The sequence below is a fragment of the Streptomyces sp. NPDC048523 genome (assembly GCF_043199815.1).
Lineage (GTDB): Bacteria > Actinomycetota > Actinomycetes > Streptomycetales > Streptomycetaceae > Streptomyces.
Map to the genome: position 1 here is coordinate 342638 of NZ_JBICWQ010000003.1, position 13589 is coordinate 356226.

Annotated in this window: 10 protein-coding genes; 8 read left to right on the top strand and 2 right to left on the bottom strand. The window is 71.6% G+C overall.

The window, feature by feature from the left end:
• The first annotated feature begins 55 nt into the window (after nt 1-55).
• From ACGFWE_RS17415 to ACGFWE_RS17445, 7 genes are all read left to right on the top strand, one after another.
• On the top strand, nt 56-1807 hold the full coding sequence (locus ACGFWE_RS17415; RefSeq protein WP_352389284.1) for a serine/threonine-protein kinase: 1752 nt from the start codon (nt 56-58) through the stop codon (nt 1805-1807).
• A gap of 58 nt (nt 1808-1865) precedes the next feature.
• The gene (locus tag ACGFWE_RS17420; RefSeq protein ID WP_352389175.1) at nt 1866-3476 is read left to right on the top strand and encodes a serine/threonine-protein kinase; all 1611 of its coding nucleotides are present in this window, start codon (nt 1866-1868) and stop codon (nt 3474-3476) included.
• Between the two features lie 74 nt (nt 3477-3550).
• Nucleotides 3551-5134: a serine/threonine-protein kinase gene (locus tag ACGFWE_RS17425; RefSeq protein WP_393600376.1), complete on the top strand. Its 1584-nt coding sequence runs from the start codon at nt 3551-3553 to the stop codon at nt 5132-5134.
• A gap of 44 nt (nt 5135-5178) precedes the next feature.
• Nucleotides 5179-5664, top strand: coding sequence for a DUF3710 domain-containing protein (locus ACGFWE_RS17430; RefSeq protein ID WP_393600778.1), 486 nt, complete (start codon nt 5179-5181; stop codon nt 5662-5664).
• 46 nt (nt 5665-5710) lie between these two features.
• Nucleotides 5711-6643 (top strand): serine/threonine-protein kinase, encoded by a 933-nt coding sequence (locus ACGFWE_RS17435; RefSeq protein WP_393600377.1) that lies wholly within the window; start codon nt 5711-5713, stop codon nt 6641-6643.
• Between the two features lie 125 nt (nt 6644-6768).
• A complete protein-coding gene (locus ACGFWE_RS17440; RefSeq protein WP_352389172.1) occupies nt 6769-8382 on the top strand; it encodes a succinic semialdehyde dehydrogenase in 1614 nt (537 codons plus the stop codon).
• 52 nt (nt 8383-8434) lie between these two features.
• On the top strand, nt 8435-10213 hold the full coding sequence (locus ACGFWE_RS17445; protein ID WP_393600378.1) for a GMC family oxidoreductase N-terminal domain-containing protein: 1779 nt from the start codon (nt 8435-8437) through the stop codon (nt 10211-10213).
• Nucleotides 10214-10333: 120 nt separating this feature from the next.
• Here ACGFWE_RS17445 and ACGFWE_RS17450 read toward each other — a convergent pair whose 3' ends face one another.
• On the bottom strand, nt 10334-11365 hold the full coding sequence (locus tag ACGFWE_RS17450; protein ID WP_393600379.1) for an LPXTG cell wall anchor domain-containing protein: 1032 nt from the start codon (nt 11363-11365) through the stop codon (nt 10334-10336).
• Between the two features lie 214 nt (nt 11366-11579).
• On the opposite strand from ACGFWE_RS17450, the gene ACGFWE_RS17455 reads away from it, so the two are divergent.
• Nucleotides 11580-12677: a hypothetical protein gene (locus ACGFWE_RS17455; protein WP_393600380.1), complete on the top strand. Its 1098-nt coding sequence runs from the start codon at nt 11580-11582 to the stop codon at nt 12675-12677.
• A gap of 573 nt (nt 12678-13250) precedes the next feature.
• On the opposite strand, the gene ACGFWE_RS17460 is transcribed toward ACGFWE_RS17455, so the two are convergent.
• Nucleotides 13251-13505 carry a chorismate mutase gene (locus ACGFWE_RS17460; protein WP_352389168.1) on the bottom strand — a complete coding sequence of 85 codons (255 nt, stop codon included), beginning with the start codon at nt 13503-13505 and terminating at the stop codon, nt 13251-13253.
• Nucleotides 13506-13589: the final 84 nt, after the last annotated feature.

Below are 13589 nucleotides of genomic sequence, written 5' to 3' on the forward strand. Positions count from 1 at the left end.
CGGGCCGGTCCTTAGTCTGACTGCGTCAAGAGCATTGCGGGGAAACGTGAATCAGATGCAGGGCCTGCTCCTCGCGGGGCGCTACCGGCTCGCCGACCCGATAGGCAAGGGCGGTATGGGCCGGGTCTGGCGTGCCCACGACGAGGTGCTGCACCGGGCGGTGGCCATCAAGGAATTGACGGCCGCGCTCTATGTTTCCGAGAGCGACCAGGCCGTACTGCTCGCCCGCACCCGCGCCGAGGCGCGCGCGGCCGCCCGGATCAACCACTCGGCCGTCGTCACCGTGCACGACGTGCTCGACCACGACGGCCGGCCCTGGATCGTGATGGAGCTGGTCGAGGGCCGCTCGCTGGCCGACGCCGTCAAGGAGGACGCCCGCATCGAGGCGCGCGAGGCGGCCCGGATCGGGCTGTGGGTGCTGCGGGCCCTGCGCGCCGCGCACTCCGCCGGCGTCCTGCACAGGGATGTGAAACCCGGCAACGTCCTTCTCGCGCGCGACGGCCGCGTCCTGCTCACCGACTTCGGGATCGCCCAGATCGAGGGCGACACCACCATCACCCGCACCGGAGAGGTCGTCGGCTCGGTCGACTACCTCGCCCCCGAGCGGGTCCGCGGTGCCGACCCCGGCCCGTCCGCGGACCTGTGGGCGCTCGGTGCCACGTTGTACACGGCGGTCGAGGGACGTTCGCCGTTCCGGCGTACGACGCCGCTGACCACCATGCAGGCCGTGGTCGACGAGGAGCCCGCCGAGCCGCTGAACGCCGGCCCGCTCGGGCCCGTCATCGCCGCCCTGCTGCACAAGGACCCCGCCGCGCGGCCCGACGCGGCCGAGGCCGAGCAGATGCTCGCCGAGGCGGCGGAGGGACGGCGGCCGAGCGCGGCACAGGCGTATGTGCCGACGCAACATGTGCGTTCCCGCCATGAGCCGGGGGCGCACAGCGGGTCCCACAGTGGGTTCGGCACACCGAGGACGGGCACACAGGCGACGGGCACACCGGTCGGCGGAACGTCGTATCCCTCGGCCTCGGGGCCGTCGTACTCCTCGGGCTCCGGCCCGACGTACCACTCCGGATCCCCGTACGCCCAGGCCCCCGCATCCACGGTCATCGGCCCGCCGCACCACACCGGGACGACCCCGGCCGGTCCGTCCAGGCGCCGCAGGCTGCGCTCGGCCGCACTCGTCGTCGCGCTCGCCGCCGTCGTCAGCGCGGGGACCGTGGTCGCGCTGCAGAAGTGGGACGAGGGACGGGACGGGGGCGGCACCTCGGCCTCCTCGAGCGCTGGCGCCTCACCCAGCACCACGGCGGGGGCGGGCGCGGACGCGGACGAGGTCCTGGACGGCTGGGTCCGGTACCCCGACCCCGTGGGCTTCAGCGTCTCCCTCCCCAAGGGCTGGAAACGCTCGGTCTTCGGGACCCCGGCCGACGGCCTGACCCAGATCGACTACTCCCCGGACGAGGGCAAGCACTTCCTCCGGATCGCGATCGACACCTCGCCGGACTTCGACGATCCCCTCCAGCACCAGCGCGACCTCGAGAAGCAGATCGACGGGCTCAAGGACTACCACGGCGTGGGCATGGTCGAGAACACCTACCGGGACCGGCCGGGCGCCCGGTGGGAGTACACCTGGACCGCGTTGGCGAAGGACAGCGCCTTCCCCGGACCGCGCCGGGCCGTGGAGGAGACGTACATGTCCCGGGACGGCGTCGAGTACGTGATCTACATGTCGGCGCCCGCGGAGAGCTGGCCGACCACCAGCAAGCAGTTCACGAGGGTGCTCCAGGGCTGGAAGGAGCCGAACAGCTGATGGAGTTGGCCGGTCACCGTCCCGGAGGGCATCCGTCCGCTGCGGCATGATGGGGCGCATGGGGACCGAGGGGGACACCTTCCGTGTGATCGCGGGCCGTTACCGCCTGGAGGCGAGGATCGGGCGCGGCGGCATGGGCGTGGTGTGGCGGGCGACCGACCAACTGCTCGGCCGGCAGGTCGCCGTCAAGGAGATCCCGCTCGACGAGACACTCTCCGCCGAGGACGCCCGGCTCCAGCGCGAGCGCACCCTGCGCGAGGCCGGCGCGGTCGCCCGGCTCAGCCACCCGCACATCATGGTGGTCCACGACGTCGTCGAGCAGGACGAACGGCCGTACATCGTCATGGAGTTGATCGACGGCGGCTCCCTCGCCGACCGGATCTCCGCCGACGGCCCGGTCGACGCCGCCGAGGCCGCCCGGATCGGCGCCGACCTGCTGAGCGCGCTGCGCGCGGCGCACGCGGCCGGGGTGCTGCACCGGGACATCAAGCCCGCCAACGTCCTCGTCGAGTCCGGTACCGGCCGGGTCGTGCTCACCGACTTCGGCATCGCCCAGGTCGCGGGCGCCACCACGCTCACCGAGACCGGTTCCTTCGTCGGTTCGCCCGAGTACACCGCGCCCGAGCGGATGTCCGGGGTCAGGACCGGTCCGGAGGCCGACCTGTGGTCGCTCGGCGCGCTGCTGTGCACGGCCCTCAGCGGCGAATCGCCGTTCCGCCGCGACTCGTTGGGCGGCATCCTGCACGCCGTCGTCATCGACGAGATCCGGCCGCCCGCACAGGCCGCGCCGCTCCTGCCGGTCGTACGGGGCCTGCTGGAGCGGGATCCCGAGCGGCGGCTGGACGCGGTGGAGGCGGAGCGGATGCTGCGGGCCTTCCTGGAGACGGGTCGCACGCCTACGCGTCGGGCGCCCGAGCGGACGTACACGCCGACCCAGCGGGATCTTCCGCTACGGCGGTCCCCGGTGCCGGAGCGGCCGGGGAGCGGTGGGCTCATGGCGCCGCTGCGGTCGAGGCGGGGCGTGCTCACGGCGGCGCTGCTGGTCGCCGTGCTGGCGGGAGCGGGGGCGTCGGCGGCGGTGCTGCTGATGGACCGGGGCGGGCGGGACGGCCGTACGACCGTCGGCACCTCGGCGCCCGGGACACCCGCGAGCGGCTCCACCGGGACACGGGAGCCCACACCCACTGGGCCCACTGGGCCCACCGCGCCGACCGCGACCCTGCCCTCCGCGCCCTCCGGATATCACGTCGCCGAGGACCCCGCCGGGTTCGCGCTCGCCGTGCCCGACGGGTTCACCCGGGAGCCGCAGGGGGAGCGGGTCTTCTATCTGTCGGCCGGGGAGACCTTCCGTCTCGGGGTCAAGGTCACCGACCCCCAGCCCGGGGGTCCACTGGGTGTGATGCGGCGCGCGGCCGCCAAGGGCCCGGAGGCCAATCCCGGTTACCGCGACGGCCGGATCACCTCGGTCACGCACCGCGGACACCCCGCCGCGCTGTGGGAGTTCACCTGGGACGGCTTCAGCGCGGCCGAGGGCGCCCGGCACACCTACGACATGTGCTGGGAGGAGAACGGGCGGCTGTACGACGTGTGGGTGTCGGCGCCGGTCGGGAAGGTGCGGGAGGCCAGGGAGCACTTCGACGTGGCCGTCGACACCTTCACGAGACGGTAGGAATACGTCACGGGTGTGTGACCGGAACGCGTCACCTCTGGATGCTTGCGGGTCTGGCGCGATATGGATGAACCATGAGCAGCAGCGGGGGAGTCGGCCACGAGTCCGACGAGACGACGAGTTATGTTCTGCAACCTCCCAGGCCCCGTCAGTCGGAGCCGGGCGTCGGCCGGCTCATCGCGGGCCGGTACCGGCTGCTCGCCAAGCTCGGGCACGGTGGCATGGGCACGGTGTGGCGGGCCAAGGACGAGACGGTGGACCGGGAGGTGGCCGTCAAGGAGCCTCGCCTCCCGGATCATCTTCCCGAACGCGAACAGGGAAACGCCTTCGAGCGAATGCGTCGCGAGGCGCGTGCCGCGGCCCGGCTCGACCACCCGTCTGTCGTGAACGTGCACGACGTGGCGGTCGTGGACGGCCGACCGTGGATCGTGATGGAGCTGGTGCAGGGCCGTTCGCTGGGCGACGCGTTGCAGGAGGGCACCCTCGGGGCACGGGAAGCGGCGAGAATCGGCCTGGAGGTGCTCGGCGCGCTGGAGGCCGCGCACGCGGCGGGCATCCTGCACAGGGATGTGAAACCGGACAACGTCCTGCTCGGACGCCACGACCGGGTCGTCCTCACCGACTTCGGCATCGCCCAGATCGAGGGCGAGACCAACCTGACCGACACCGGCGGCTTCGTGGGCTCCCCCGAGTTCATCGCCCCCGAGCGGGTGCTGGGCCAGCGCCCCGGCCCCGCCTCCGACCTCTGGTCCCTCGGCGTGGTCCTGTACGCGGCGACGGAGGGCGTCTCGCCGTTCCGCCGCAGCAACACCCCCGCGACCCTCCAGTCCGTCCTCAACGCCACGCCCGCGCCGCCGGCCGCCGCGCCTGGCCCGCTCGCCGACGCCATCAACGGCCTCCTCCAGAAGGACCCGGCGCACCGCCCGAACGCCGCCCAGGTCAGGGCGCTCCTGGAGGCCACCGCCAACCCGCCCGCCCCGGAGCCCACGCAGGTCGTGCGGACCGTGGAGGTGCCGGTGGGCGGCGGCCTCCGGCTGGGCCGCAAGGCTGTTCTCAGGCTCGGGATCGGGCTCGGCGCGGTGGTCGTCGCGGCCGCGGTGGCGGCGTATCTGGTGATCGTGGACCCGTTCGCGGGGCCGCTGCCGGACGGCTGGACGAAGAAGCACACCAAGGACGTGGCCGCGACGCTGGCGGTGCCGGCGGACTACCAACCCACCACGCCCGACCGGAAGACGGACAAGACCCACTGGATCACGTACGCCGACTACAGCGGCGGCATCTGGATCGGCCTGGCCCTGCAGCGGAAGGCCGAGGACACCGCCCACAACATCGCGGGCTCCGCGGCGGCCGAGATGTACGACGACGACAGCCGGTTCAAGGAGAGCGGCGACTACGACCTCAGCATGCCGGACACCCCGAAGACCCGGCCCGAGGACCGGACCTACCAGGGTCGGAAGGCCGCGGCGAACACCGTCACGTACAAGACCACGGACAGCCAGAATCCCCGCCCGCGCGAGCTCCAGATCTTCTACTACCGCACCTCCGCCGGCGACATGTACAAGCTCACCGTCAGCTATCCCGGCAAGGGGGACTTCACGGACAGGGGGCGGGAGGTGGCGCGGACGGCGATCGCGAATCTGGGGGTGGACGAGCTCTGACGGCGCAGGAGGAGCTCGACGTCGGCCGGCCGTGGGACGGTGAGCTGGTCGATCTCGGAGGCCTGTTGGTGCCGACCGGGCCGGGAGTGAGGATGGAGCTCATGACATCCCGTGACGGCTCCCCAGTGGCTGTCACCGTCATTCGCGGCCGCCGGACAGCGATCCAGCTCCAGGCCTTCCGGGTGCCCTCGGACACCTCCTGGGCCACCATCCGTGAGCGGCTGACCCGGTCGATACTCGGTCAGGGCGGTTCCGTCGAGGAACGCGTCGGCCGCGCGGGAACCGAACTCCGGGCGGTCGTACGGATCCAGGGCCCTCCCGGCAAGGACAGCCGGAACGTGCGTGTGCTCGGCCGCGACGGTCCGGGGTGGATCCTGCGCGGCTTCGTGTCGGGAGTCGGCGCGGAACCCCACAGCACCGAGGAGTGGCCCTACACCACGTTCCAGGGCACGGTGGTCCGCCCGCCCTCCGCTCCCTCGGGCACCGACATCCTGATCCGGCTGCGCCAGCCCCCGCGGTCGGGTGTCTGAGCCCGCCGCTTAGACAAGGGCATGACCCGCACGGTACTCATGTGCCATGAGTGAAGACGGCGAACTCCCGCCCGACGGACGTCTGATCGGTGGGCGTTACCGGCTCGTCGAGCGGGTCGGCTCCGGGCCGGGCGGCACGGTGTGGCGGGCTCGAGACGAGCAGGACGAGCGGTACGTCGCCGTCAAGGAACCCCGGTTGACCGGGGATCCGGAGGACGAGGAGCGGCAGCGGGCCGCGCACCGGCTGCCGCACGAGGCACGGGCCGCGGCGTGGGTCGACCACCCGGCGGCCGTCGCCATCCATGACGTACTTCTCGACGACGGACTGCCCTGGATCGTCATGGAGTTGGTGGAGGGCCAGTCGCTGGAGGCCGCTCTCGCCGGGCGTGGGCCGCTGCCTGCCGCCGAGGCCGCCCGGATCGGGCTCGCCGTCCTCGGCGCACTCCACGCGGCCCATGGCGTCGGCATCGTCCACCGCGACCTCAAGCCGTCCAACGTCCTGCTCGAAGCGGAGAGCGGACGGGTCGTCGTCACCGACTTCGGTATCGGCGGCGCCGGGCACACCGACGGCCGGAAGGCCTCTGCCCGGTTCGCCGCCCCGGAGTGCGCGTCGGGGCCCGGCGCCGGGCCCGCTTCCGATCTGTGGTCGTTGGGGGCGGTGCTCCGGGTGGCCGTGCCGGACGACGCCCGGTCCGGTCCGCTGGATTCCTTGCTGGAGCGACTCCTCGTCCCCGAGCCGGAGAAGCGGCCCCCGGCGGAGGAAGTCGCCGGGGTGCTGGCCGAGGTCGCCGGGGCGAGTCTGCCGGAGTGGGCCGCGGAAGCGCCCGCCCCGCCTCCGGCCCTGGAGGCCCCGGCACCCACCCCGGCACTGCCCGCGCCCGACGTCCCCGACCCGGCCACCGCGACCCAGGAGCCCCGCCGCCTCACCGCGCTGTCCGCCCTCGGCCTCCTGCTCCAGAAAAAACCCGAACGCGGCTGATCATCTCCTCCCAACCCCCTGATCAGCACATTCATCGCCAGTCATCACTGGCACAGTGGGTGTCGTCGGGAACGCCCGTTACCGACGGGTACCCAAAGGCCCCGCTCCCGAATACCCTGCGGCTCATGACGGACGCGCAGGCCCCGGCCAAGACCGGCACGAACCCCCTCGCCCCCGCCCCGCAGGGCGCCCGCACCGCGGCCGACGTGGTCACCCCCGAGCTGGTCGCCCAGCTCACCAAGGGGGTGACCGGGTCCGGCCGCACCGCCAACCACACGCCGTTCACCGGCGAGAAGCTGGCGGACCTGCCCGAATCCACGCCCGAGGACGTGGAGAAGGCCTTCGAGGCGGCCCGCCGGGCGCAGGCGGTGTGGGAGCAGACCCCCGTACGGCAGCGCGCGGCCGTCCTGCTCCGCTTCCACGACCTGATCCTCGAACGCCAGGCGGAGGTCCTCGACCTCATCCAGCTGGAGACCGGCAAGGCCCGGCTGCACGCCCACGAGGAGGTGCAGGCGGTTGCCGTGGCCGCCCGGCACTACGGCCGTAAAGCGCCCGCCTATCTCAAGCCGAAGCGGCACACCGGCGCCGTGCCCACCCTCACCAAGGTCACCGAGCTGCGCCACCCGCGTGGCGTCGTCGGCCAGATCGCCCCCTGGAACTACCCGCTGGAGCTGTCGGTGGGCGACGCGCTCCCCGCCTTCGTCGCGGGCAACGCCGTCGTCATGAAGCCGGACACCGAGACCTGCCTGACCGCCCTGTGGGCCCGCGACCTCCTCGTCGAGGCCGGGCTGCCCGCCGAGGTCTTCCAAATCGTCCTCGGCGAGGGCCCGGTCGTCGGTCCGGAGGTCGTCCGGCACGCCGACTACGTCTCCTTCACCGGCTCCACCCGCACAGGCCGCGAGGTCGCCCAGGGCGCCGCCGCCCGTCTGGTCGGCGTCTCCCTCGAACTCGGCGGCAAGAACGCCATGCTGGTCCTGGAGGACGCCGACATCGAGAAGGCCGCCGCCGGAGCCGTCCGCGCCTGCTTCTCCTCGGCCGGCCAACTCTGCATCTCCATCGAGCGGTTGTACGTCCACGAGTCGATCGCAGACGCCTTCCTGGAGCGCTTCGCCGCCCGTACGAAGGCCATGCGGCTCGGCACGTCCCTCGCCTACGGCGCCGACATGGGATCCCTGGTCGGGGAGAGGCAGCTGGAGACCGTCACCCGGCATGTCGAGGAGGCGGTGTCCAAGGGCGCGACGGTCGTCGCCGGCGGCGTCGCCCGTCCGGACATCGGCCCCTACTACTTCGAGCCGACCATCCTCGACGGCGTCACCGAGCCCATGGCGGTCTGCACCGAGGAGACCTTCGGCCCGGTCGTCTCGATCTACCGCTTCACGACCGAGGACGAGGCGGTGGAACTCGCCAACTCCACGCCGTACGGACTGAACTCGTCGGTGTGGACGAAGGACGGCAGGCGCGGCCGCGAGATCGCCTCCCGGGTGCGGGCCGGCACCGTCAACGTCAACGAGGGATACGCCTCCGCCTACGGCAGCGTCCAGTCCCCGATGGGCGGCATGAAGGACTCCGGCCTCGGCCGCCGGCACGGCTCCGAGGGCATCCTCAAGTACACCGAGGCGCAGACCATCGCCCAGCAGCGGCTGCTGCCGATGGCGCCGTCGCTGGGCATGGACGACGAGAAGTACGCGCAGTTCATGAGCCGGAGCCTGAAGGTGATGAAGGCCTTCCGCTTCAAGTAGGAACACCGGTTCGCAACGACGTTCTCAACGACGTTCTCAACGAGGAGAGCACGTGCCACAGGACACCTACGACTACGACGTCATCGTCGTCGGCTCCGGCTTCGGCGGCAGCGTCACCGCCCTTCGTCTCACCGAGAAGGGCTACCGCGTAGGTGTCCTGGAAGCCGGCCGCCGCTTCACCCGCGAGACGCTGCCCAAGAATTCCTGGGACCTGAAGAACTACCTCTGGGCGCCGAAGCTCGGCATGTTCGGCATCCAGCGCATCCACCTCCTGGGCAACGTCATGGTCCTCGCGGGGGCGGGCGTCGGCGGCGGCTCCCTCAACTACGCCAACACCCTCTACGTCCCGCCGACACCCTTCTTCGAGGACCCGCAGTGGCGTGACATCACCGACTGGCAGGAGGAGTTGAAGCCGTACTACGACCAGGCCCGCCGCATGCTCGGCGTACGGCTCAACCCGACGATGACCCCCTCCGACGTCCACCTCAAGGCGGCCGCCGAACGGATGGGCGTCGGCGACACCTTCCACATGGCCCCGGTCGGTGTCTTCTTCGGCGACGGCGAGGACGCGGAGGGCAAGTGGAAAGCCGCCCCCGGCGAGCAGGTCGACGACCCCTACTTCGGCGGCGCGGGCCCCTCCCGCAAGGCCTGCATCGAGTGCGGCGAGTGCATGACCGGCTGCCGGCACGGCGCCAAGAACACCCTGAACGAGAACTACCTCTACCTCGCCGAGAAGGCGGGCGCGGTCGTCCACCCGCTCACCACCGTCGTGTCGGTCACGGACGACTCCCAGGGCGGCTACGCGATCGCGACCCTCCCCACCGACGACCGCCGCACGGCGAAGGGCCGCACCTTCAAGGCCCGCAAGGTCGTCATCGCCGCCGGCACCTACGGCACCCAGACCCTGCTGCACCGCATGAAGGCGGGCGGCCAACTGCCGTACCTCTCCGACCGGTTGGGCGAGCTCACCCGCACCAACTCGGAGGCCCTGGTCGGCGCCCAGACCGACAACCGCCGATACCGCAGGGCGACCGGCGCGCCGAAGGCCGACTTCACCCGGGGCGTCGCCATCACCTCGTCCATCCACCCGGACGAGAACACCCACATCGAGCCGGTCCGCTACGGCAGGGGCTCCAACTCGATGGGCAGCCTCTCGATCCTCCAAGTGCCCTACGCCGAGGGCTCGTCGAGGGTCATGGCCTGGCTGGCCAACGCCGCGAAGCACCCGCTTCTCGTGCTGCGCTCCCTCTCCAACCGCCGCTGGTCGGAGAAGACCATCATCGGCCTCGTCATGCAGTCACTGGACAACTCCCTGACGACGTACCTGAAACCGGACGGCGTCGGCAAGGGCCTGCTCACCGCCCGCCAGGGCCACGGCTCGCCCAACCCCAAGCAGATCAGGGCCGCTTCCGAGGCCGCTTCCGCGATCGCCGCCGACATCAACGGCTTCGCCGGCTCCAACGTCGGCGAGCTGATGGGCGCCCCGCTCACCGCCCACTTCCTCGGCGGCTGCCCCATCGGCTCCTCCCGCGAGACCGGCGTCATCGACCCGTACCACCGGCTCTACGGCCACCCCGGGATCTCGGTCGTGGACGGCGCCGCGGTCTCCGCCAACCTCGGCGTGAACCCCTCGCTGACCATCACCGCGCAGGCCGAGCGGGCGATGTCGTACTGGCCCAACAACGGCGAGCAGGACCCGCGTCCGGCCCAGGGCGAGGCCTACGTCCGTCTCGACGCCGTCGAGCCCAAGTCGCCGGCGGTCCCGGCGGAGGCCTTCGGTGCGCTGAAGCTGCCGTTCCTGGGGATGCCGGCGGTGCCGAAGAAGTCGTAGCGCCAAGAAAGACAGACAAGTAAAGACAGACAAGAAAGACAGAAGAGAAGGACCCGCACCCCCCTCCGAGTGCGGGTCCTTCTCCTGTCCTGCGCCGAGCCGCTGCTACCGCGCTACGACTCAGGCGTGGGCGCCGGCCGCGCCCTTGCGCCGCTTCACCGCGAAGACCACACCGGTACCGGCGACGACGGCGAAGCCGCCGACGAGGCCGAGGACCGGCAGGGCCGAGCTCGAACCGGTCTCGGCGAGCTGGCCGTCGGCGTCGACGGTGTTGACGTCGGAGATGACGTTCTTGCCGCCGGTCTGCGGCTTGGAGTCGTTCGGCTTGCCCGCGTCGGAGCTGGCCGGCAGGACCTCGAAGTAGTAGATGCCGGCGTTCTCGTCGGAGGAGACCCAGCAGCCCTTGTCGTCCGAGTACTGGGCGAGACCGATGGCGATGCCGATGGCGCTCGGGACCTGACGGTCGACCTTCACCCGCAGCTGGTAGCTGAGGGAGTCGCCGCCGTCGAGGGAGAAGGCGTTGAACGCGCCGCCCTCGCCGAACTCCGTGGTCACGTCGACCCAGGCGCCGCCCTGCTTCACCTGCAGGGTGAGCAGGTCGCTGTAGTCCTCCTCGAAGTCCCAGTCGACCGCCCCGACACCGACGATCGGCTGAATGTCCTTGATCGTGTCGTCACCGGTGTTGCTGACGTTGAACTTGAAGTTCGTCCAGCCGCTGCCCGCCACGATGCTCTCGGGCAGGCCGGTCAGCGAGCTGTGCAGCGCGTCGCTGTCGTTGAAGATCGGGCCGTCGTCCTCGTCGACCTCGCACTCGTCGACGGGCTTGCCGCTCTCGCTCGGGGAGGGGCCGGCGCTGGCACTCGCGGAGCCGGACGGGCTCACCGAGGAGCTGGTGGAGGGGGCCGGGCTGGACTGGCCGGCGGCGGGGGAGCTCTCACCCGTGGCAGGCGTGGTCTCGGGGGCGGCCGGGGTCGACTCCGGGGCCGCCGGAGTGCTTTCGGGGGCCGCCGGGGTGGTCTCCGCGGCGGGCGTGCTCTCGGCCGCGGTCGGCGTGGGGGACTCGTCAGCGAACGCGCTCGGCGCGGCGAACAGGGCCAGCGGCGCGATCGCGGCGGTCGCGGCCGCGGCGGCCAGTGCACGACGAAGCTTCATGAAGACCTCGGATGTCAGGTGCGCCGCATTGTCCGCGGCACGCGTCAAGGAGAGGCCTCCGCGTGTGGGGCGCGGGTGGGGCCCGTGATTCGTGAGGTTTGATTCGCGACAACTGTGAATGGTTGTGCGGGCGTTCACAGAAACCTTATGTGGGCTGAGTCACATACAGCTTCGCCTTGTGAAAGGGCTTTCCCAGGCCTTAGAACTGACCGACGTGTCTGAAGACCCCAAGATCCCGGACGACGTCTGGGAACAGTTCGCCCGTGATACCGAGCGGGACATCCGAAGCTCCGCCCCCAAGGAGCCGTCCGCACGGGCCCGTCAGGTGACGGAGCGGCTGCGGCGACAGGAAGCGCGCGGTGAACTGCCGGAGGGCTGGCGCACCGGGCCGGTCCGGCAGCAGAAGAAGAGCCGACGGGGTCTGTGGGGCGTCCTCGGTGTCGCCGTCGCGGTCGTGGTGGCCGTCGTGGCGGTGAAGCCGTCCCTGGTGCCGGGCGATCCCTTCGGCGGCGGGACCTCCGAGACCGCGTCCTCCCCGCTGCCCATGGAGACGGCGGCCCCCACCGCGGCCCCGGGCGCCGTGGACGCCGAGACCCCCACCCTCGACGACCCCTTCGCCGGCTCCCCGGCCAAGCAGTGGGCCGACGGCGAGGCCGGGATCGTCGTACCGGAGGCGAAAGCCGTGCGCGGCCAGTCCCCGGCGAAGGTCGGCCAGGCCCTGAAGCTGACCAAAAAGCTCCTGGTCGAGTCCAACCTCAATCCGGCCACGCTGCGCGGCGAACGGCCCGCCGCGGCGCTCGCCCTGCTGGACCCGCGGCAGGACGACGTCCTCGACCGGCTCGAGACGGGCCTGCGCAAGCCGGACAAGGAGCACGACCCGCTGTCGATGTTCAGCCGCTTCGACCCCGCCGAGGTCAGGCTCGCCGGTGACGTGGTCAAGCTCCGTGGCCGGATCACGGTCAAGGCGGGCGAGCACGCCTCCGTGGCCGTGCACGCCGACTACACCTTCGTCTATCCGGTCGTCCGCACCGACGGCACCACCGAGGTCACCCGCACCATCGTCCGCCGCGTCCTCGACGTCGAGCTTCCCGACCCGGCCAGGTACCGGGTCACACCGGGCAGGCTCACCGTCCTGCGCCACGACGAGAGCGCCGGCAACACGTCCTGCGATGTGTACGACGGCTTCCTGCACCCGAACTTCCCCTCGTCCGAGCCCACGGAACCGGCGCCCTCGGGGGAGACCAGGGACCCGTACGACCGCAGCGAGGACATCGGCCGGGCCAAGGACTGCGGCACGGTGTCCCGGGTCTGAGTCCGGATATCCGCGGACCCGAGGATCCGAGTCCAGGCAGGCGAAGGGCCCCGCGGGACGGAACCGCGGGGCCCTTCTTTCGTCAGCACCGACGTCAGGGCTGCGCCGGTGCCTGGGAGCGGCGCCGGGGGGTTGCGCCGCTTGCCTTGGCTGCCCTGGGTCGGCGCCCCGGCGCGCAGGGGGCGCGCGGATGGTCTGGACCTCTGGCAGTACGGCAACGCAATGCGGATGTGGTTGTGTACGGCGGGACTTGGGGGCTTTGTAGGCATCGTGCTGGATGGACGCGGCCTCCGCAACCGTTTGACCCAGCCTTGTGCCGGTACTTGTCCCGCCGGCCGGCCCCGGGCGTCCCCGGGGCCGGCCGTTCTCTTGGGTGACCGGGCTGCTGTCCCCTGCCGTCCGGTCACTTCCTGGAGCGAGGTCCCACGGCGCACGGCGTGATCCGTACGCCTCATCGCTCCAGCGAGCCACGCGTGGTTCTGGCGGGCCCGCCCCTGGCTGGCACGGACACCACCACCAACGAAGCGGTGCGCGCCGCGGTCACGCGCCGTACGGGTGAGGTGGGGCCCGAACTCAGATGCGACCGCGGCACAGTTCGAGCAGCGTCATGGCGAGGGAGGTGCCGGGCCTGCCGAGGGCGTCGCGGTAGCGGCCGAGGATCTCCATCTCGCGGGAGAGGTGGACCCTTCGGCCGCCGGAGGCGATACGGGTCTGCTGGACGACGGACGAGACGGCCATCCGTTCCTGGACCAGACCGATGATCCGGTCGTCGAGCGCGTCGATGCGCTCGCGGGCGTTGGCGATGGTCGCTTCCGGTGTGGTGGTCATGTGGGGCTCCTGGGTGGGGTGGGTGCCCCGGAGCGGCAAGGTCCGGAAAACACCAGGCACCCCGGACCTTGTCGGCCCGGGGCG